Here is an 18,935-nt window from a genome sequence, read left to right on the forward strand (position 1 = left end):
GAGCCCAGCGATCGTGACGTCCGCCGCGAGCGGAGGCCCGCGGCGTCCGCGCATCGGCGTGATGGGCGGCACCTTCGATCCGATCCACCACGGTCACCTGGTCGCCGCCTCCGAGGTGGCCCAGTCGTTCGACCTGGACGAGGTCGTCTTCGTGCCCACCGGCCAGCCGTGGCACAAGAAGACCGTGACCTCGGCCGAGCACCGGTACCTGATGACGGTCATCGCGACGGCCTCGAATCCGCAGTTCACCGTGAGCCGCGTGGACGTCGACCGGATCGGGACGACCTACACGATCGACACCCTGCGGGACATCCACGCCGCGCACCCGGACGCCGAGCTGTTCTTCATCACCGGAGCGGACGCCGTCGCCCAGATCCTGAGCTGGAAGGACTACGACGAGCTGTGGGAGCTGGCCCACTTCGTCGCCGTCAGCCGGCCGGGGCACGTCCTCAACGTTTCGGGATTGCCGGCCCAGGACGTATCCTTGTTGGAGATTCCGGCACTGGCGATCTCCTCGACCGACTGTCGGAGCCGCGTCAACCGGGGTCATCCGGTCTGGTACCTGGTTCCCGACGGTGTCGTCCAGTACATCTCGAAGCACCACCTGTATCGGAGCACGCCATGACAGTTCAGCCCGAGGAGAAGCCGCTCACCCGGCGCGAGATCCGCGAGCGCGAGAGACGCGAGGCCGGTGCGGCCACGACCGCCGCCGTTCCGACGACGTCCCGCCGAGCTGCCACCGCGACCGCCACCACCGCCGGCGACATGCCCGTGCTGACCCCCACCCAGGCCCTGCGGATCACCCCCGTCGAGCCGAGCCCTGCGGGCGAGCCCGACCTGCGCACCTCCTCGATGGAGATCGTCGCCACCGAGAACGCCACGGGCCGCCAGCTGACCCGTCGGGAGCTGCGCGCACTGCTGGCGCAGCAGCAGGCGGAGAAGGTCGCCGCCGCCCCGGAGGCGGAGCCGCCCGCCGACGAGGAGCGGTCGGACGACGAGCGCTCCGACGACGTCGAGGGCGCCCTCGAGCGTGCCTCGGCGCTCCCGCCGACCGGGGCCGTCCCCGTGATCGAGGCGGCCGACGAGTCGCGCGATGCGGAGCCGGTGCCCGAGGAAGCTGCGGAGCAGGAGGCGGAGGGCGACGAGGACGTCGTCAGCGAGGACGCCCTCGAGGCGTCCGAGCAGGACGCGGACGAGTCCGCCGCCGATGCGAGCACGGACGCCGACGAGTCCGATGCGGCCGAGGTGCACGAGGCCGGGATCGAGGGCTCCTCCTCCGACGACGAGACGCCGTCCTCCGACGAGCGGAACGCGGACGACGAGCAGCCCGAGCAGCCGCATCTGAACACCGCGCTCTTCGCGTCGGTGGGCGGATCCCTCGACATCGCCGACGAGAAGGCCACCGAGATCACCGGGAGCTTCGAGCCGCCGATCGAGCACCTCGCCATCACCGAGGAGCTCGACAGCAAGTCGAAGGAGGAGGTGGACGCCTCGTTCGACTCCCTCATCGCGAGCGGAGTCGCCGCCACCGGTGCCGTCACCACCACCAACGCGCTGATCCTGCCGACCACGGGCCCCGGCGCGACCGTCGGCACCGACACGGGGGAGATCCTCGTCACCGGCTCGTTCGACCTCCCCCGCAGCCTCGGCTCCACGGGCCAGCACCCGAACCTCTACGACTCGCCCGATGTGGACCGCTACGTCGACCGCATCGACCGCGAGCAGCCCGCCGGCGAGTCCGAGCCGGTCCGGGCGTCCAGCGCCGTCTCCACGCACGCCGCCGGCACCTCGATGATCGCGCCCCAGAAGCGCGCCGGCGTGAGCGTCCCGGTGGTCCTCGCGATCACCGCGGCCGTCCTGCTGGTCGGCGCGATCGCGCTGTTCATCGGCGGCTTCGTGCTCAACATCTTCTGATCTCCACCACCGACACTGAAGGCTTCATGACTGCGACCGATTCCGCCCGCGCCCTGCTCCAGCTCGCGGCCACCGCCGCCGACTCCAAGGGCGGTGAGGACCTCGTCGCCCTCGACGTCTCGGGGCCGCTTCCGCTGGTCGACATCTTCCTCCTCGCCACCGGCCGCTCCGAGCGCAACGTGGTCGCGATCGCGAACGAGGTGGAGGACCGCCTGAACGACTCCGGCGCCAAGCTGCTGCGCCGCGAGGGCCGCGCGGAGGGCCGCTGGATCCTCCTCGACTTCGGCGACCTCGTCGTGCACGTCTTCCACGAGGAGGACCGCATGTACTACTCGCTCGAGCGCCTCTGGAAGGACTGCCCGACGGTGCCGTTCACCCTCGAGCAGCCGGTCGCCGTCGACTCGTCGACGTCCTCGAACTGACGAACACGCCCGGCGTCGGCGCTCGATTTCACTTCATGCGGTTCGTGTTGTAGTTTATTCGAGTTGCTTCCGCCGGGCGGAGGCAGAGCAAGACAGTACGACGCAAGGGTCCGTGGCGCAGCTGGTAGCGCACCTGCATGGCATGCAGGGGGTCAGGGGTTCGAATCCCCTCGGATCCACCGAACAGGTCCGCACTCCTCCGGGAGTGCGGACCTTCGTCGTTTCGGGCGCTGCAGGATCCGTCGCCGTCCTGACCGGCTCGGTCTTCTCCTGCTCGGGCCGGTCCGGCCCAGGCCTGTTCGTCTCAGGCCCGTCCTGCCCGTCCTTCCAGGCACGACCGTGCGAGTCCGGCCGCCGGGTCCCCAGGCTCGTCACGCACGGATCGGTCCGACCGGCTCGACATGGCCGCCGCACCCGGCGAGGAACCCGGAGAGCTCGCGCCACGCGTCCTCCTCGATCGTGGTGCCCGGGCGTCGTGCGAGATCGGCCAGGGCGTCCGTCAGCTCGTCGAGTCCCGTCATGATCCTCGTCCGCGCCGCTCCCGTCCCCTGCCATCCCGGCGCGTACGTCCTGACGTCGGGGTGGCTGTAGAGCACGGCCGTCTCGAACCACGGCGTCGGCAGACCCTGCAGGGCGAGGTGCTCCTTCAACCTCGCGGCCTGGATCCGGACCTGCCGGGCGGGGACGTGCTGCTCGACATGGGTGCGCACCGTCCACCGCGACGCCGTCCCCGGTGCGATCTGAACAGCGAAGGCCTCGGGCAGGGCGTCCTCGTCGACGAGGACGCCGTAGGAGGGGTGGACGGTACCGGGCCGCACGCCGTCGAAGACGACCCCCTGCCAGTACTTGGCCTCGATGATGAGCGCGCCGTATCGGGTGAGCAGCAGATGGTCGATCTGCGCGAGGAAGCGGCGCGTCGTGCGTGCCTCGACCGGTACGAAGACGACGTTCGTGGCGAGGACGCCGGACAATCCCGCCGAGGCGCACGCCTCCCGGATCAGAGTGTGCGAGACGGCCTCGCTCCTCCAGGTCCTGGCGAGCGCGTCCCGGGTCTGCTCGGCCTCCTCCTGCGCCGTCTCGAGCTCGGTCCGACCGAGGTCGCGCTCAGTCTCGTGCCTGCGCGTCAGTGCCTTCAGCGCCACCTCGTGGCTCCGGTCGCGCTCGGCGATCGTGCGCTGGTGCTCCTCCGAGGCCTCCTCCGCGGCCTGTTCCGCCGCCGCTCTCGCCGCGGCACGCCGTCGGCGGCCGGTGACGACAGTGATGAGGAGGGCCAGGAGCAGGGCGGCCGCGACGGCCCAGGGCAGGTGCTCGTTCATGGTCCCCAGGCAAGCACGGACCACCGACCGTGTGCCGCGACGGCTCCCGATCGCGCCGGTCCGGCAGACCGGCCGCGTGCCGACTTCCTCCGCGCCGCGCGGTCTCGTCACCCGGTTCTCGATCGTGGACGCGCTGCTCGCTGGGCTCTTCGACGGAGTCGTGACCCGCCGGGGGGGGGGGTTGCGCACGGCGATCTCGGACTCGGCTGCGGCGACCACACGGACGGAAAGCTCGTGATCCTCGACGGCGTGCACCGGCTCTTCCGGGGTGACGGCTCCGTGGCCGTCCTCGCGCCCGACAACGTCCTCGCCTTCGCGGAGGCCGCACGGTTCGAGCCCGACCACGTCCTCCCGGTCGAGGACCTCGTCTCCCTCGACGCTCTGCTGGCCGCGGTGCGCTCGCTCGTGCCCCGTCCGAACGTCTTCGTCGGCGTCCGCCTGACCGGCGTCGAGGGCACGCTGCTGGGCTTCGTCGGCCCGGAGCCGTTCCAGGGGATCAGTGTCGCCGGCCTGCACGCGCACGTCGTCGACACCACCGGCGGGATCGGCGGTCACGTGCTCGCCGTCTCCGGAGTCACCGGCCCTGCTCGAGATCGAGCAGTACGGCGGCACGACCGTCCGACTGCCCGAGTCGGTCGACTACCTGCGAGCCGACCTCGACGCGGCGGCCGACGCCGACGCCGCGATCCGCGCCGTCGAGACCGACCCCCCGCGCTGAGCGGCCCTACCCTGGACGCATGCCCACACTGCGCGACGTCCACGCCGTCATCGACCGCCTCTGGCCCGAGGCGGCCGCCGAGAGCTGGGACGCGCCCGGCCTGGTCACCGGCGACCCCGACTCCGCGGTCGAGCGGATCCTGCTCACGGTCGACGTGGTCTCCGACACCGTCGCTGAGGCCGTCGACGGCGGATACCAGCTCCTGATCGCGCACCACCCGCTGCTGCTGCGCGGCGTCACCTCGATCGCCGAGGACGGCTACAAGGGCCGCCTGCTCGCGGACCTCATCCGGGGCGGCTGCGCACTGATCTCGGCCCACACGAACGCCGACATCGTGGCCGACGGGGTCTCGGACGTGATCGCCACCCGCCTCGGCCTGACCGGCACGACTCCGCTCGTCCCGGGCGCCGACGCGTCGGTCGGGCTCGGCCGGGTGGGCGACCTGCCCGAGGAGGTGACGCTCGGACGCCTGGCCGGAGCGGTGGCCGAGCTCCTGCCGGCCACCGCAGGGGGAGTGCGGGCCGCGGGCGGCTACGAGACGCCCGTGCGCCGCGTGTCGCTCTGCGGGGGAGCGGGGGACTCGCTCCTGGACGCCCCCGCGGTCCGCACGAGCGACGTCTTCATCACCGCCGACCTCCGGCACCACCCGGCGTCCGAGGCGCGCGAGAGAGCCCTGCACGGCACCGGGCCCGCCCTCATCGACGTCTCGCACTGGGCGAGCGAGTGGCTGTGGCTCGACGTCGCCGCGACCGCGCTGCGGGAGGCCCTGCCCACGGTCTCCGTCGAGGTGAGCGAGACCCGCACCGACCCGTGGGATTTCGCGATCGTTCACTGACCCGCCGCGGGCGCGGGAGAATGGACGCGGCGCGCCCGTACTGCGTGCCGGGAACGAGGACCGCCACGTGAAAGCCAGCCCCGCACACCAGCGCGAACTCCTGACTCTGGCGAGTCTGGACACGAGGGGCGCGCAGCTGCGCCACGCCCTCGCGACGCTCCCGCAGATCGCGCGGATCCAGGCGATGCAGGCCCGCGACAACGAGACCCGCCGCTCCCTCGCCGAGCGCACCGGGCGCCTCGAGGACGTGCGCACCGAGCTCGGGCGCATCGAGTCCGACGTCAGCGTGGTCGAGAAGCGCCTCACCCGCGATCGCGACCGCCTGCAGACCGCGTCCGCGGCCAAGGACATCGCCGCGCTCGAGAGCGAGATCACCTCCCTCGTGAAGCGCCGGGGAGACCTCGAGGACATCGAGCTGACCCTGATGGAGCGGATCGAGGGCATCGAATCCGAGGTCGCCGCGGCCCGGGCCGAGCGCGACGAGGTCGTCGCCTCGCTCGGGACCCTCGCCGAGGAGCGCGACGCGCAGGCCGAGAAGCTCCGCGACAAGCAGGAGGCGCTCGGCCGGGACCGCGCCGATCTGGTGACGACCCTTCCGGAGGACCTGGTCGAGCTGTACGAGAAGCAGCGCGCCCGCTACGGGGTCGGTGCGGCCCTCGTCCGCGGGAAGGTGTCGGAGGGGAGCGGCGTGGCCCTCACCGAGTCGGACCTCTCCTGGATCCGCGCCTCCGCTCCGGACGAGGTCGTCCTCTGCCCCGACAGCGGCTGCATCCTGGTGCGCGGCGAGGAGTCCACCCTCGCCTGAGCCGTACACTGGACGGGCGAACGGGCCGGCAAGACGGTCGCGTCACCGCGGCGAGAGCCGTGGTGCCGAGGAACGTCCGGGCTCCGCAGAGCAGGGCGGTGGGCAACACCCACCCGGGGCGACCCGCGAGACAGTGCCACAGAGAACAGACCGCCGTCGGCTCCGGCCGGCGGTAAGGGTGAAACGGTGGTGTAAGAGACCACCAGGGGCCGGAGTGATCCGGTCCGCTCGGTAAACCTCGCCCGGAGCAAGGTCAGACAGAGGACGATGCGGCTGCTCGTCGGGTCCTCGGGTAGACCGCTGGAGGGTCACGGCGACGTGGCTCCGAGAAAGATGGCCGTCCAGCGCCCGCCGAGAGGCGCGGCGTGAACAGAACCCGGCGTATCAGCCGACCCCTTCGCCACGAGATGCCCCGCCCCGGCGGGGCATCTCGCGTCTCCGCCCGCCGCAGTCCGCGCGCTCCCGTCCGCGCTGGCAGCGCGACGGCGGGGCGCGGCGGCTCCGGGGTCTCGACACGCCGCTCCGCGGCTCCTCGACCAGCACGACGCGGCCGACGTCTCGCCCTGCACGGGCGGACGCAGGCGCTCCTCCAACGGCGCCCGGTAGGCGCCGGTCCGGCGGAGAGGTCTCCCTCAGCCGCTGTTCGGCTACTCGACCAGCACGGCCCCAGACGTGCGCGCCGCACCCCGTCGTCGCTGATCACTGAGACACGACCACTGAGCCTGCGCAGTCCGCCCACGTCCCTGCACCGCCGCGCCGCTCGCAAGGCGAACCGGTGGAACGCGTACCAGCGTTTCGCCGTAGCCGTCCGCACCCCGCTCCCCGGCACCCGCCACCTCCCTCAGCCGACCGCGCCGCGGCGGGCGGGGACCGCCGCGGAGAAGACTCAGTCCCGCCCTGCGAGCGCGGCCGCGCCGAGGATGCCGGCGTTGTTCCGGAGCGCCGCCGGGATGATCGGGGTGCGCAGGTCGAGCAGCGGCAGGAACTCGTCGTGGTGCTTGGAGATGCCGCCGCCGACGATGAAGAGGTCCGGCCAGAGCAGCGCCTCGAGGTGGGAGTAGTAGCGCTGCAGGCGCTTGGCCCAGTGCTTGTAGTCGAGGTCGTCGCGCTCCTTGGCGGCGAACGAGGCCTTCTTCTCGTAGTCGCCGCCGTGGATCTCGAGGTGGCCGAGCTCGGCGTTGGGGATGAGGATCCCGTCGTGGATCTGCGCCGTCCCGATGCCGGTGCCGAGCGTGGTCATGATGACCAGGCCCTTCGTGTCCTTCGCCGCTCCGAAGCGCGACTCGGCGTAGCCCGCCGCGTCGGCGTCGTTGACGAAGAAGATGTTCCGGCCGATCGCGTCCTCGAACAGCTTCTCGGCCTCGAGGCCGATCCACTCGTCGGACACGTTCGCCGCCGACATCGTGCGTCCGTGGACGACGACGGCGGGGAAGCAGATGCCGACCGGGGTGTCCGAGGGCAGGTCCGGGATCTTCTCGAGGATCTGCTGGACGGTGGCGACGATGTCCTTCGGCGTGCCGCCCGGGGGAGTGGCGAGCTTCATCCGGTCGCTGAGCAGAGTGCCCGCGGCCAGGTCCACCGAGGCCCCCTTGATGCCCGTTCCCCCGATGTCGATCCCGATGGCGGTCGCCGCAGCAGTCATAGCGGCCATGCTAGCGAAGGGCGAGGGGTGCGGACCGACGCGGGCTGCGGCGTAGGATCGCGGCATGGCTGACGGCGACGCGAACTCCTGGTGGTACAACCTCAAGGCCGGCACGGTGGAGCAGGGATTCGTGTCCCCCTCCGTCGACCGGGTCGGGCCCTTCTCCTCGCGCGAGGAGGCGGAGCACGCCCTCGAGCGGCTGCACGAGAACAGCCGCAAGTGGGCCGAGGAGGACGCCGCCGAGGACCGCTGAGCCCAGCTACTCGTAGCTGTGCTCCGCGCCGGGGTAGGCGCCGGACTCGACGTCGTCCCGGTACGCGGTGACCGCTCCGGTGAGCACGCCGCGGAGGTCTGCGTACTGCTTCACGAAGCGGGGGATCCGGCCGGTGGTGAATCCGGCGAAGTCCGTCCACACGAGCAGCTGTCCGTCGACGTGCGGTCCCGCTCCGACTCCGATCGTGGGGATGCGCAGCTCCGCCGTCACCTGACGTGCCGCGTCGGCGGGCACCATCTCGAGGACGACGGCGAAGGCGCCGGCCTCCTGGACGGCGCGCGCGTCGGCGAGCAGCTGCTCGATCCCCTCGCCGCGTCCCTGGACCATGTGGCCGCCGAGCCCGTGCTCGCTCTGCGGCGTGAAGCCGATGTGCGCCATCACGGGGATGCCCGCCTCGACGATGCGCCGGATCTGCTCGGCGGAGCGGACTCCGCCCTCGAGCTTCACCGCGTGGGCGTGCGTCTCCTTCATGAAGCGGAACGCCGTGTGGAGCGCGTCGTCGGGGCCCGACTCGTAGGAGCCGAAGGGCATGTCCGCGACGACGAAAGCGCGATCGACGGCCCCGGCGACGGCCCGCGCCAGCGGGATGAGCTCGTCGACGGTGACGGGCAGAGTGGTGTCGTAGCCCAGCACCGTGTTGCCGGCCGAGTCGCCCACGAGGAGGAAGTCGATCCCGGCGTCGTCGAAGATCTTCGCCGTCAGCTGGTCGTAGCTGGTCAGCCCGGTGATGCGGACACCGGAGTCCTTCGCGTTCTGGAAGTGGCGGGTTCGAACGCGTTTCACGGGCTGCGCTGACATGGGCGCCAGTCTACGGCGCGCCTCGGGCGCCCCGCGGGCTCCGGCCGGAGGCAGTAGCCTGAGGGTCGAAACAGGAGGGGTCTGGATGGACAAGCAACGGGACTTCGTTCTTCGCACCATTGAAGAGCGAGGGATCAAATTCGTTCGCCTCTGGTTCACCGACGTCGTCGGCACGCTGAAGTCGGTCGCGATCGCGCCGGCCGAGGTCGAGGGCGCGTTCGCGGAGGGGCTCGGCTTCGACGGCTCCGCCATCGAGGGCCTCACCCGCTCCTTCGAGGCCGACGTCCTCGCCCACCCGGATCCGTCGACCTTCCAGATCCTCCCGTGGCGCGGGGAGATCGATCCGACGGCGCGGATGTTCTGCGACATCACCACGCCGGACGGCCAGCCCGCCGTCGCCGATCCCCGCAACGTTCTCAAGCGCACGCTGGCGAAGGCGGCCGAGCGGGGCTTCACCTTCTACACGCACCCGGAGATCGAGTTCTACCTCCTCAAGTCGTCGTCCTTCGGCGCCGAGGGTCCGGAGCCGGTCGACTCCGCCGGGTACTTCGACAACGTCCCCGGAGGCACGGCGCACGACTTCCGCCGCCGCTCCGTGCGCATGCTGGAGGATCTCGGCATCTCGGTGGAGTTCAGCCACCACGAGGCGGGCCCCGGCCAGAACGAGATCGACCTCCGCTACGCGGACGCGCTCACCACGGCCGACAACATCATGACCTTCCGCACCGTGATCAAGGAGGTGGCGATCGAGCAGGGCGTCTACGCGACGTTCATGCCGAAGCCGCTCTCCGGGCACCCCGGCTCGGGCATGCACACGCACCTCTCGCTCTTCGAGGGCGACGTCAACGTGTTCTACGAGCAGGGCGCCCAGTACCAGCTCTCGAAGCTCGGCCGCCAGTTCATCGCGGGCCTGCTCAAGCACGCGCCCGAGATCACCGCCGTGACGAACCAGTTCGTCAACTCCTACAAGCGGCTCTGGGGCGGCGACGAGGCGCCCAGCTACGTCTCGTGGGGCCACAACAACCGCTCCGCCCTCGTGCGCGTTCCGCTCTACAAGCCCAACAAGGGGCAGTCCTCGCGCATCGAGTACCGGGCGCTGGACTCCGCGGCGAACCCCTACCTGGCGTACTCGCTGCTCCTGGCGGCCGGGCTCAAGGGCATCGAGGAGGGCTACGAGCTCCCCGCCGAGGCCGAGGACAACGTCTGGGCGCTCTCGGACGCGGAGCGCCGGGCGCTCGGCTACGGCGCTCTGCCCGCCAGCCTCGACCGCGCCATCTCGCTGATGGAGGAGTCGGAGCTCGTCGCCGAGACGCTGGGCGAGCAGGTGTTCAACTTCGTGCTGCTCAACAAGCGCAAGGACTGGGCCGAGTACCGCGCCCAAGTCACGCCGTACGAGCTGCGCAGCAACCTCGAGATGCTCTGACCCTTCGGCCATGCCCCGCGAACGCTCCCTCCGCGATGTCGCACGCCTCGGCTTCGCCGCGCTCGGCGAGACCGGGTCGCGGTTGGCCCAGGCGGAGGAGCTGGCCGGGCGGCAGCTCGAGTCGGTGCTGCCCTCCTTCGCCCGCGTGGCGGACCCGGACGAGGCGCTGCTCGCTCTGATCGACCTGCTGCGGCGGCACCGCGACCGGATGGACGCGGTCCTCGCCGACGACGACGCCCTGACCCGGCTGCTGCTGGTGGTGGGGGCCTCGTCCGGCCTCGCCGACTTCCTGCAGCGCCGGCCGGACGAGCTGGCCATCGTCCTCGAACCCGTCCGCACCCTCCCGGGGCGCGCCGAGATGAAGGCGGAGCTCCTCGAGTCGGTCGGCGCCGTCGACGGCTTCTCGTCGCTCCGGGAGGAGGCGGGCTGGACGGCGCTGCGCGTGCGGTACCGCCGCCTCCTCACCAGGATCGTCGTCCACGACCTGAGCCAGGCCGACCCCGTTGCGGCGATCGACCGGGTGACGAGGGCGCTGGCCGACCTCGCCGGAGCCGCGCTGGAGGCGTCCCTCGCCGTGGCGCGGACCGAGCTGGTCGAAGGCACGGGCCGCTTCGGCCGGGACGAGGTCGCCGCCACCCGCTTCGCCGTCATCGGCATGGGCAAGGCGGGAGCGTCCGAGCTCAACTACGTCAGCGACGTCGACGTGATCTTCGTCGCGGAGGGCGACCCGGAGAAGGAGCTGACGAACGCCCGCGCGATCGACGTCGCCACCCGGCTCGCCGTGCTCCTCATGCGCGGGACGTCCGCGCTGGCGATGGAACCGGAGCTCTGGGAGGTCGACCCGAACCTGCGCCCGGAGGGCAAGCAGGGTGCGCTCGTGCGCACTCTCGAGTCGCACATCACCTACTACGACCGGTGGGCGAAGAGCTGGGAGTTCCAGGCGCTCCTGAAGGCGCGTCCGCTCGCGGGCGACCCCGAGCTCGGGCGGGCGTACGTCGACGCGGTGGCGCCGAAGGTGTGGTCGAGCGCGTCCCGCGAGAACTTCGTCGAGTCGGTGCAGCGGATGCGGGAGCGGGTCACCGAGAACATCCCGCAGAACGACGTCCACTACCAGATCAAGCTCGGGCCCGGCGGCCTGCGCGACATCGAGTTCACCGTCCAGCTGCTTCAGCTCGTGCATGGGCAGACCGACGACGAGATCCGCATGCCCGGTACGCTCCTCGCTCTGGGCGCCCTCGCCGACCGCGGGTACATCGGGCGCTCCGCTGCGGAGGAGTTCGCGCAGGACTACCGCGCGCTGCGGCTGCTCGAGCACCGCCTGCAGCTGCGTCGCCTGCGCCGCACGCACCTGATGCCGCGGGACGAGCACGAGCTGCGCACCCTCGCCCGCTCCAGCGGCCTCGCCCGCACGGCGGAGGAGCTGCTGACGGTGTGGAACAGCATCAAGCACCGCGTCCGCGGTCTGCACGAGCGCCTGTTCTACCGGCCGCTGCTGTCCGCCGTCGCCGCGCTGTCCGACGGCGGCGCCGAGCTCTCGACCGGTCAGGCGGAGGCGCGCCTGGCCGCCATCGGCTTCGCCGACGCACGCGGGGCGCTCGGCCACATCGCGGCGATGACCTCCGGCGTCTCGCGGCGCGCGAGCATCCAACGCCATCTCGTGCCGGTGATGCTGCAGTGGTTCGCCGACGGTCCGGACCCCGACTACGGACTCCTCGCCTTCCGGCGGCTGAGCGACGCGCTCGGCGGGACGCCCTGGTTCCTGCGGATGCTCCGTGACTCCTCCGGCGCTGCGAAGCGGCTCACCACGGTGCTCTCGGGCTCGCGCTTCGTGGGCGAGCTGCTCGACCGCATCCCGGAGTCGGCGGCCTGGCTCGAGGACGACGACGCTCTCCGGCCCCGGAGCGCGGCGCAGCTCGCCGAGGAGGTCCGCGCCGTGCTCGCGCGGCACGAGACGTCCGACGCGGTCGCCTCGGTCCTCCGCTCGATGCGCCGGCGCGAGGTGCTGCGGACCGCCATGGGGGGCGTGCTCGGTCTCAGCTCGATCGAGGAGATCGCGACCAGCCTCACCGACATCATCAGCGCGCTGCTGGGCGGCGTGCTCGCCGCCGTCCGGCGCGGCAGTGCGACGCGGCCCGGCGCCGACGCGGAGTTCGCGATCATCGGCATGGGCCGCTACGGAGGGGCGGAGCTGGGCTTCGGGTCCGACGCCGACGTGATGTACGTCCAGCGCCCCGGCACGGCCGAGCCCCACCAGGCCCAGCTCTACTCGCAGTTCGTCGTCGCCGAGCTGGTCCGGCTCACGGAGGACTCCCGCCTGCCGCTCGACCTCGACGCCGACCTGCGGCCCGAGGGCAAGAACGGGCCGCTCGTGCGCTCCCTCGACTCCTACCGCGCCTACTACGCCCGCTGGTCCCTGACCTGGGAGGCGCAGGCGCTGCTGCGGGCGCGGGGAGTGGCGGGGGACCGGTCGCTCATCGAGGACTTCGAGGAGTTGGCCGACGGGGTCCGCTATCCGGGGGCGGTCTCCGACCGCGACATCCGCGAGGTGAAGCGGATCAAGGCACGGGTCGAGAGCGAGCGCCTGCCGCAGGGAGCCGACCCCCGCCGGCACCTCAAGCTCGGCCGCGGATCGCTGAGCGACGTCGAGTGGCTGGTGCAGCTCCTCCAGCTGCAGCATGCGCGGCGGACCCCGGCGCTCCGGACGACCTCGACCCTCACCGCCCTCGCCGTCGCGGAGGAGGAGGGCATGATCGGCCCGCAGGACGCGGAGCGGTTGCGCGCCGCGTGGATCCTCGCCTCCCGCGTCCGCTCGGGCACCACCCTCTGGGGCAACCGCACCAGCGACGTCCTCCCGACCGACCGCCGTCAGCTCGAGGGCGTCGCTCGCCTGCTGGAGTATCCGGCAGGGTCCGCGACGGCGCTCGAGGACGACTACCTCGGAGTGACCCGCCGCTCCCGCGCGGTCTTCGAGCGGCTGTTCTACGGGCCGGCGGCGGAGGACACCCCCTCCTACCGCTGACGCCGGGCGCCGGGAACGGCGCAGGGCCGCCCCTCCGAGGAGGAACGGCCCTGCTGCAGTGCTGCGGGATCAGACCCCGTAGTACAGCTCGAACTCGAACGGGTGAGGACGCTGCGCGAGGGGCTTGATCTCCTTCTCGCGCTTGTACTCGATCCAGGTGTCGATGAGCTCCTGAGTGAACACGCCGCCCTGGAGGAGGAAGTCGTGGTCGGCCTCGAGGGCGTCGAGCGCCTCGCCGAGGGTCGCGGGGACCTGCGGGATGAGCTTCGCCTCCTCGGGGGGCAGCTCGTAGAGGTCCTTGTCGACCGGCTCGTGCGGCTCGATGCGGTTCTTGATGCCGTCGAGGCCCGCCATCAGCTGCGCGGCGAACGCGAGGTACGGGTTGCCGGAGGCGTCGGGCGCGCGGAACTCGATGCGCTTGGCCTTCGGGTTGGTGCCCGTGATCGGGATGCGGATGGACGCGGAGCGGTTGCCGGCCGAGTACACCAGGTTGACCGGCGCCTCGAAGCCCGGGATCAGGCGGTGGTAGGAGTTGACCGTCGGGTTCGTGAACGCGAGGACGGCGGGGGCGTGCTTGAGCAGGCCGCCGATGTACCAGCGCGCGAGGTCCGAGAGACCGCCGTAGCCGTTCTCGTCGTAGAACAGCGGCGTGCCGTCGTTCCACAGCGACTGGTGGGTGTGCATGCCCGAGCCGTTGTCGCCGAAGAGCGGCTTCGGCATGAACGTGGCGGTCTTGCCCCACTGCTCCGCCGTGTTCTTGACGATGTACTTGAACTTCAGGATGTCGTCCGCCGCGTGGACCATCGTGTCGAAGCGGTAGTTGATCTCGGCCTGGCCGCCGGTGCCCACCTCGTGGTGGGAGCGCTCGAGGATGAGGCCGGCGTCGATCAGCTTGAGGCAGATGTCGTCGCGGAGGTCGGCCTGCTTGTCGACCGGGCTGACGGGGAAGTAGCCGCCCTTGTAGGGAGTCTTGTTGCCGAGGTTGCCGCCCTCCTCGACGCGTCCGGAGTTCCAGGCGCCCTCGACCGAGTCGACGGAGTGGAACGCCGAGTTCTGCGTGACCTCGTAGCGGACGTCGTCGAAGATGTAGAACTCCGCCTCGGGGGCGAAGAACGCGGTGTCGGCGATACCGGTCGACGCGAGGTACTTCTCGGCCTTCTTCGCGACCTGGCGGGGGTCCTTCGAGTAGATCTCGCCGTTGCGCGGGTTGTAGATGTCGAAGACGAGGATCAGCGTGCGCTCGACGCGGAACGGGTCCACGTAGGCGGTGGTCACGTCAGGGATCAGCTGCATGTCCGATTCGTGGATGTTCGCGAATCCGCGGATCGAGGACCCGTCGAAGAGCTGGCCGACGGAGAAGAACTCCTCGTCGACTGTCGAGGCGGGGATGTTGAAGTGCTGCTGGACACCGGGGAGATCGGTGAACCGGATGTCGAGGAACTTGACGTCCGTGTCCTTGATGAACGTGAGCACCTCGGAAGAATCTTTAAACATGCAAAGGTCTCCAATGGCGTAACGGGGTGCTGCAGAGCGCAGCCGTTCCAGGGTAGTGACGGGGGGTTTCCCCACCGTGTCCCTGTTGTTTCCGACATGTTACGGGGCGCGTCCGGGGTCGGGCTCCACGTCGCGGGCCGGACCGGCCGCACCTCGGGCCGCTCCGAGACGCCGCGGATAGGATCGGAGGATGCCAGCCGCCGACCGCAGGACCTTCGCCGACGCCGCCCCGAGCTCGTACCCGGGGGAGCGCCTCGGCCTCCCTCGAGAAGGCCGCCTCTCGGTCGGACGGTCCGGCCGCCGCATCGCCGCCCTGGCCGTCGACTTCGCCGTCGCCGCCCTCCTGTCGCTCGCGTTCTTCGACTACGACCGCTGGGCGAGCCTGCTGCTGTTCGTCCTGCTGCAGGTCGTCTTCATCCCCACCATCGGCGGCAGCATCGGGCACCGCCTGCTCGGGATGCGCGTCATCCGGCTCGGCGGTGGCTGGGTCGGCGTGTGGCGCCCGATCGTGCGCTCGGTGCTGCTGGCCGTGCTGGTGCCGGCGCTCGTCTGGGACTCGGATCAGCGCGGCTTCCACGACAAGGTGGCCGGGACGGTGCTCGTCCGCTACTGAGGGTGACGCAGACGGAGCAGGCCGGTCGGGAGCGATCCCGACCGGCCTGTCGTGTCGTGCGTCAGCGCGAGCGCTGCGGGCGCACCTTGAAGGGGTCGACGCCCTTCGGGATGGGCAGCGACGTGTTGAGCGAGGAGAGCCGGTTCTTCACCGCGAGGACCTCGGCTTTGGTGAGGACCTTCTTCGTCTTCGAGAGGCGGCTCGGCACCTTGTGCAGCGGAGTCGCGTCGGCGTCCGAGCCGACGTGCACGAAGGTGACGGGGACGTTCGGCAGGATCCGCGACACCTTGCGCCGCTCGTCCTCGAGCATGCGCTTGGTGCGGGAGGCGGGGCCCTCCGCGATCAGCACGACGCCTCCGCGGCCGACAGCACGGTAGACCGCGTCCTGGGTCTTGCCGTTGACGGCGACGGGCATCTCCCCGCCGGTCCAGGTGCCGCGCAGGCCGCTGCGCAGTACGGCGCCGACCGCGCCGGGCTGCCCGGCGATCTGGCCGTAGGCGGCGCGCTCGGCGCGACGCGAGAGCACCGCGAGTCCGGCGACGAGTCCGGCCATCACGCCCACGACGATCCACAGCGCGATCACGAAGCCGTTGCCGTTGCCGAGCAGGACGCCGAGGAGCACGCCGAGCAGGATCGGGAGCAGGAGCGCGAGGAGGATGATCCAGACGGCGCTGCTGTCGTAGCGGCGGGTCATCTGGAACACCTGCCACATCTGCTTGAGACGTCCGGGTTCCTTGACCGCCTTCGTCGACGGTTCCGTGCTGCGTGCCATGATGTCAAGGATACCGAGCGGGAGCGCGGCGGCGGACCCCGGACGCGGATCCGGCTCCTCCACAGAGGGCGCGTGCGCCGATCCCTCCACTGATCGGGATCGGCGCGCATCCTCCGCCGCGGTCTGCGGTCAGGCTCCCCTCATGACGAGCAGCGGGACGGTCCAGCGCCGGAGGAGCGGCGGAGTGCGGACGGGGAGGCGGCGGACGCCTGAGCCGGACGCCCCACCGGCGGTCGAGAGGACGATGCGGCCCCGGGACGGCGAGGCGCTGCAGGCCTCGCCGGTGGCTCGTCTCGCCGAGCACCGCCACCGCGAGCGCATCGTCCGAGTGGAGTCGTCTCCGAGGAGGTGCGTCGTCTCGACCGCTCCTCCCGTCGTCGCCACGCTCGAGAGGTTCCTGCGGGTCGAGCGGGGGATCGGACTCGGCGCCGCGGTCACCCTGCTCGCCCCCGTGGTCGGAGCCGTCCGCTCGGCCGCACTCGAGGGAGCCTGGCTGGGTCCGACGACGGACGACATCGGCCTGACGGAGGAGGGCCGGCCCCTGCTGCTGCTGACGACGTCCGCCGTCGACACCCCGCGTGCGGCGCGCGACGCGCTGCAGCGGGTCCTGGAGCGCCTCGGGATGCTCTGCCCGGAGCTGCCGGTCGCCGCACTCGCGCGGCACCGCGACCTGCTGGCGCTAGAGGGCGGCCTCTACGGACTCGCGGATCCGCAGGGGATCGGCGAGGCGGTCCGGGCGCTGCCGACGTCCGGAGCGGATGCACCTGGTCGGGAGGCGGTGCTCACTCCTGCTGCCCGGCATCGGCGCGTCCATCCGCTCGACGGATGGCAGGACCGCCTCCGGGTGTTCGTCGTCCGGCGTCGGGGACCGCTGTCCGTCGGGACGGCGATCGTGCTGGGAGCGGTGCTCGCCGGTTCGCTCGCGGGCGGGCCCGGTCGGCAGGTGCAGGACGCGGAGGCGTCCACCGGAGCCGCGCCCGTCCCGACACGGTCGACTCCGCGGGCGGAGGCGACGACCGCGGCATCGCCGGCTCCGGTCGCGTCGGCCTCGCTCGACGCCGAGCAGGCGGCGGAGGTGCTGATCGACGCGGTGCGCCTGTGCGGTGACCGGGAGTGCGCCCGCGGGCTGGTCACGGCGGACTCGCCGCTCGACGACGCGGCTGGCGGCCCCGCCTCCGCTGTCCCGACGACGGGAGAGGTCTCGGCGGTCCTCGTCGACGTGTACGGGGCGTCGGCCGTGGTGCACCTCCGGACGACCCCGGGAACGACAGCGGCCTCCGTCCTGATCATCAGGACGGAGGCCGGCTGGCTCATCCGCGACGTCTACGCCGGAGCACCCTCGTGAGAGGCGCGCTCAGGAGGAGCGGCTCAGATGCCGAGGTCGTTCTCGAACGAGCCCTCCTCGAGGCGCTCCTTGATCGCGACCAGGAAGCGCGCCGCGTCGGCTCCGTCGACCGTGCGGTGGTCGTACGAGAGCGCGAGGAAGACGGTCGAGCGGATCGCGATGGCGTCAGCGCCGTCCACCTGCACGACGGCCGGCTTCTTGGTGACGATGCCGGTGCCGAGGATCGCGGTCTGCGGCAGGAACACGACGGGCGTGTCGAAGAGGGCTCCGCGCGAACCGGTGTTGGTCAGCGTGAAGGTGCCGCCGGCGAGCTCGTCCGGCTTGAGCTTGTTGTTGCGGGTGCGCTCGGCCAGGTCGCCGATGGTGGAGGCGATCTGCGCGAGGTTCAGCTCGGAGGCGTTCTTGAGGACCGGGGTCAGCAGGCCGCGCTCGGTGTCGACGGCGATGCTGATGTTCTCGTGGTCCGGGTAGACGATCGACTCGCCGTCGAGCGTCGAGTTGATCACCGGGTAGGCCTTGAGTGCCTCAGCCGCTGCGAGGGCGAAGAACGGGAGGAAGGACAGCTTGGCGCCGGTCTTCTCCTGGAAGCTCTTCTTGACCGAGTCGCGGAAGCGGGCGACCGCCGTGACGTCGACCTCGATGACCGAGGTGAGCTGAGCGCTCGTCTGCATGGACTCGACGGCGCGCTGAGCGAGGACCTTGCGCAGGCGCGACATCGGCTGCGTGGTGCCGCGGAGGGGCGAGGTCTCGAGCGGGGTGCGCGCGGCCTTCGCGGCTGCGGCGGCGGGCGCCGAGACCGGGGCGGCCGGAGCCGACTTGGCGGCCTCGACCGCGTCGAGGACGTCCTGCTTGCGGATGCGGCCACCGACTCCGCTTCCCGTGAGGGTGGAGAGGTCGATGCCGTTCTCGCCCGCGAGCTTGCGCACGAGCGGGGTGACGTAGCCGGGGTTGGAGTCGGTGGGCTCCGGGGAGGCGGCGGGCGCGGCGGCAGCGGGGGCCGGCGCGGCGGCGGCCGGCGCGGGAGCCGACGGAGCGGGGGCCGCGGCCTCGGGCGCGGCGGGCTTCTCGGCGGCCGGGGCGGGCTCGGGCTCGGCGGGGGCGGGAGCCTCGGCGTCGCTCTCGGCGTCGACCGACGGGGTCGCCTCGTCGGTGGGCTCGGTCTCGGCGGCCTGGACCTCGGGGGCCTCCTCGGCGGGAGCCTCGGGCTTGGACGCCGACGCCGCTCCGGAGCCGTCGCCGATGCGCACCAGCTCGGCGCCGACCTCGACGGTCTCGTCCTCCTGGACGAGGATCTCCTCGATCACGCCCGCGACGGGCGACGGGATCTCGGTGTCGACCTTGTCGGTCGAGACCTCGAGCAGGGGCTCGTCCACCTCGACGCGGTCCCCGACGTTCTTCAGCCAGCGGGTGACCGTTCCTTCCGTGACACTCTCTCCGAGTGCCGGGAGGCTGACGGATTCGCTCATGAGCCTGTCTCCTTAAGACGCTTGTGTTTCGATGTCCAGCTTACTGATGCGGAAGCGGCGGGTCGCCGCACCGCAGTGG

17 protein-coding genes, 1 tRNA gene, 1 other RNA gene and 1 pseudogene are annotated in these 18,935 nt (G+C 71.5%); 14 read left to right on the forward strand and 6 right to left on the reverse strand.

Going from position 1 to position 18,935, the window contains the following annotated elements; all coding sequences use genetic code 11:
* Positions 1–13: 13 nt before the first annotated feature.
* The 4 genes from nadD (at position 14) to C5D44_RS00770 (ending at position 2,515) form a co-directional block, all read left to right on the forward strand.
* Positions 14–625 carry a nicotinate-nucleotide adenylyltransferase gene (nadD, locus tag C5D44_RS00755; protein WP_104276063.1) on the forward strand — a complete coding sequence of 204 codons (612 nt, stop codon included), beginning with the start codon at positions 14–16 and terminating at the stop codon, positions 623–625.
* Positions 622–1,914 (forward strand): hypothetical protein, encoded by a 1,293-nt coding sequence (locus C5D44_RS00760; protein WP_104280557.1) that lies wholly within the window; start codon positions 622–624, stop codon positions 1,912–1,914. Before nadD ends, C5D44_RS00760 begins: the two co-directional genes overlap by 4 nt.
* Positions 1,915–1,940: 26 nt before the next feature.
* Positions 1,941–2,336: a ribosome silencing factor gene (rsfS, locus tag C5D44_RS00765; protein WP_104223676.1), complete on the forward strand. Its 396-nt coding sequence runs from the start codon at positions 1,941–1,943 to the stop codon at positions 2,334–2,336.
* Between the two features lie 106 nt (positions 2,337–2,442).
* A tRNA-Ala gene (locus C5D44_RS00770) sits at positions 2,443–2,515 on the forward strand.
* Positions 2,516–2,707: 192 nt separating this feature from the next.
* Here the strand turns inward: C5D44_RS00770 and C5D44_RS17535 are convergent.
* Positions 2,708–3,652: a nuclease-related domain-containing protein gene (locus C5D44_RS17535; protein ID WP_104304130.1), complete on the reverse strand. Its 945-nt coding sequence runs from the start codon at positions 3,650–3,652 to the stop codon at positions 2,708–2,710.
* Between the two features lie 234 nt (positions 3,653–3,886).
* Here C5D44_RS17535 and C5D44_RS18695 point away from each other — a divergent pair.
* From C5D44_RS18695 to rnpB, 5 genes and pseudogenes are all read left to right on the forward strand, one after another.
* Positions 3,887–4,162: pseudogene (locus C5D44_RS18695) on the forward strand (acetolactate decarboxylase); the annotation flags it as partial.
* Positions 4,152–4,370 (forward strand): hypothetical protein, encoded by a 219-nt coding sequence (locus C5D44_RS00780; protein ID WP_104276067.1) that lies wholly within the window; start codon positions 4,152–4,154, stop codon positions 4,368–4,370. The pseudogene C5D44_RS18695 and the gene C5D44_RS00780, both read left to right, overlap by 11 nt.
* A gap of 19 nt (positions 4,371–4,389) precedes the next feature.
* Entirely contained in the window at positions 4,390–5,205 is an 816-nt protein-coding gene (locus C5D44_RS00785; RefSeq protein ID WP_104280559.1) for a Nif3-like dinuclear metal center hexameric protein, read from the forward strand.
* A gap of 67 nt (positions 5,206–5,272) precedes the next feature.
* Positions 5,273–6,010, forward strand: coding sequence for a zinc ribbon domain-containing protein (locus C5D44_RS00790; RefSeq protein ID WP_104280560.1), 738 nt, complete (start codon positions 5,273–5,275; stop codon positions 6,008–6,010).
* Between the two features lie 21 nt (positions 6,011–6,031).
* An RNA gene (gene rnpB, locus C5D44_RS00795) (RNase P RNA component class A) lies at positions 6,032–6,410 on the forward strand.
* A 486-nt stretch (positions 6,411–6,896) separates the two neighbouring features.
* On the opposite strand, the gene ppgK is transcribed toward rnpB, so the two are convergent.
* The gene (gene ppgK / locus C5D44_RS00800; RefSeq protein ID WP_104276070.1) at positions 6,897–7,652 is read right to left on the reverse strand and encodes a polyphosphate--glucose phosphotransferase; all 756 of its coding nucleotides are present in this window, start codon (positions 7,650–7,652) and stop codon (positions 6,897–6,899) included.
* Positions 7,653–7,716: 64 nt separating this feature from the next.
* On the opposite strand from ppgK, the gene C5D44_RS00805 reads away from it, so the two are divergent.
* Entirely contained in the window at positions 7,717–7,905 is a 189-nt protein-coding gene (locus C5D44_RS00805; protein WP_104223671.1) for an SPOR domain-containing protein, read from the forward strand.
* Between the two features lie 6 nt (positions 7,906–7,911).
* Here C5D44_RS00805 and panB read toward each other — a convergent pair whose 3' ends face one another.
* The gene (gene panB / locus C5D44_RS00810; protein WP_104276071.1) at positions 7,912–8,724 is read right to left on the reverse strand and encodes a 3-methyl-2-oxobutanoate hydroxymethyltransferase; all 813 of its coding nucleotides are present in this window, start codon (positions 8,722–8,724) and stop codon (positions 7,912–7,914) included.
* Between the two features lie 85 nt (positions 8,725–8,809).
* On the opposite strand from panB, the gene C5D44_RS00815 reads away from it, so the two are divergent.
* Together C5D44_RS00815 and C5D44_RS00820 are read left to right on the forward strand one after the other, a co-directional pair.
* Positions 8,810–10,147 carry a glutamine synthetase family protein gene (locus C5D44_RS00815; RefSeq protein WP_068253236.1) on the forward strand — a complete coding sequence of 446 codons (1,338 nt, stop codon included), beginning with the start codon at positions 8,810–8,812 and terminating at the stop codon, positions 10,145–10,147.
* A 10-nt stretch (positions 10,148–10,157) separates the two neighbouring features.
* The gene (locus tag C5D44_RS00820; RefSeq protein WP_104280561.1) at positions 10,158–13,166 is read left to right on the forward strand and encodes a bifunctional [glutamine synthetase] adenylyltransferase/[glutamine synthetase]-adenylyl-L-tyrosine phosphorylase; all 3,009 of its coding nucleotides are present in this window, start codon (positions 10,158–10,160) and stop codon (positions 13,164–13,166) included.
* 69 nt (positions 13,167–13,235) lie between these two features.
* Here C5D44_RS00820 and glnA read toward each other — a convergent pair whose 3' ends face one another.
* Complete coding sequence (gene glnA / locus C5D44_RS00825) at positions 13,236–14,660, reverse strand: type I glutamate--ammonia ligase (protein ID WP_104276073.1); 1,425 nt, start codon at positions 14,658–14,660, stop codon at positions 13,236–13,238.
* 190 nt (positions 14,661–14,850) lie between these two features.
* Here glnA and C5D44_RS00830 point away from each other — a divergent pair, with 190 nt between their 5' ends.
* Entirely contained in the window at positions 14,851–15,273 is a 423-nt protein-coding gene (locus C5D44_RS00830; protein WP_104223667.1) for an RDD family protein, read from the forward strand.
* 61 nt (positions 15,274–15,334) lie between these two features.
* Here C5D44_RS00830 and C5D44_RS00835 read toward each other — a convergent pair whose 3' ends face one another.
* The gene (locus tag C5D44_RS00835) at positions 15,335–16,045 is read right to left on the reverse strand and encodes a DUF4191 domain-containing protein (protein WP_104276086.1); all 711 of its coding nucleotides are present in this window, start codon (positions 16,043–16,045) and stop codon (positions 15,335–15,337) included.
* 244 nt (positions 16,046–16,289) lie between these two features.
* Here C5D44_RS00835 and C5D44_RS00840 point away from each other — a divergent pair, with 244 nt between their 5' ends.
* On the forward strand, positions 16,290–17,390 hold the full coding sequence (locus C5D44_RS00840; RefSeq protein WP_104280562.1) for a hypothetical protein: 1,101 nt from the start codon (positions 16,290–16,292) through the stop codon (positions 17,388–17,390).
* A gap of 23 nt (positions 17,391–17,413) precedes the next feature.
* Here C5D44_RS00840 and sucB read toward each other — a convergent pair whose 3' ends face one another.
* Positions 17,414–18,856, reverse strand: coding sequence for a 2-oxoglutarate dehydrogenase, E2 component, dihydrolipoamide succinyltransferase (sucB, locus tag C5D44_RS00845; RefSeq protein ID WP_104280563.1), 1,443 nt, complete (start codon positions 18,854–18,856; stop codon positions 17,414–17,416).
* Positions 18,857–18,935 lie beyond the last annotated feature (79 nt).

Source organism: Rathayibacter sp. AY1B5 (assembly GCF_002932795.1).
Classification (GTDB): domain Bacteria; phylum Actinomycetota; class Actinomycetes; order Actinomycetales; family Microbacteriaceae; genus Rathayibacter.

Bases quoted from the DNA above. Each gene is read 5' to 3' on its own strand.
- sucB (WP_104280563.1), bottom strand. From the start codon at position 18,856: ATGAGCGAATCCGTCAGCCTCCCGGCACTCGGAGAGAGTGTCACGGAA.
- C5D44_RS00815 (WP_068253236.1), top strand. From the start codon at position 8,810: ATGGACAAGCAACGGGACTTCGTTCTTCGCACCATTGAAGAGCGAGGG.
- C5D44_RS00830 (WP_104223667.1), top strand. From the start codon at position 14,851: ATGCCAGCCGCCGACCGCAGGACCTTCGCCGACGCCGCCCCGAGCTCG.
- C5D44_RS00805 (WP_104223671.1), top strand. From the start codon at position 7,717: ATGGCTGACGGCGACGCGAACTCCTGGTGGTACAACCTCAAGGCCGGC.
- C5D44_RS00820 (WP_104280561.1), top strand. From the start codon at position 10,158: ATGCCCCGCGAACGCTCCCTCCGCGATGTCGCACGCCTCGGCTTCGCC.
- C5D44_RS00760 (WP_104280557.1), top strand. From the start codon at position 622: ATGACAGTTCAGCCCGAGGAGAAGCCGCTCACCCGGCGCGAGATCCGC.
- glnA (WP_104276073.1), bottom strand. From the start codon at position 14,660: ATGTTTAAAGATTCTTCCGAGGTGCTCACGTTCATCAAGGACACGGAC.
- C5D44_RS00785 (WP_104280559.1), top strand. From the start codon at position 4,390: ATGCCCACACTGCGCGACGTCCACGCCGTCATCGACCGCCTCTGGCCC.
- rsfS (WP_104223676.1), top strand. From the start codon at position 1,941: ATGACTGCGACCGATTCCGCCCGCGCCCTGCTCCAGCTCGCGGCCACC.
- C5D44_RS17535 (WP_104304130.1), bottom strand. From the start codon at position 3,652: ATGAACGAGCACCTGCCCTGGGCCGTCGCGGCCGCCCTGCTCCTGGCC.
- ppgK (WP_104276070.1), bottom strand. From the start codon at position 7,652: ATGACTGCTGCGGCGACCGCCATCGGGATCGACATCGGGGGAACGGGC.
- C5D44_RS00840 (WP_104280562.1), top strand. From the start codon at position 16,290: ATGCGGCCCCGGGACGGCGAGGCGCTGCAGGCCTCGCCGGTGGCTCGT.
- C5D44_RS00835 (WP_104276086.1), bottom strand. From the start codon at position 16,045: ATGGCACGCAGCACGGAACCGTCGACGAAGGCGGTCAAGGAACCCGGA.
- panB (WP_104276071.1), bottom strand. From the start codon at position 8,724: ATGTCAGCGCAGCCCGTGAAACGCGTTCGAACCCGCCACTTCCAGAAC.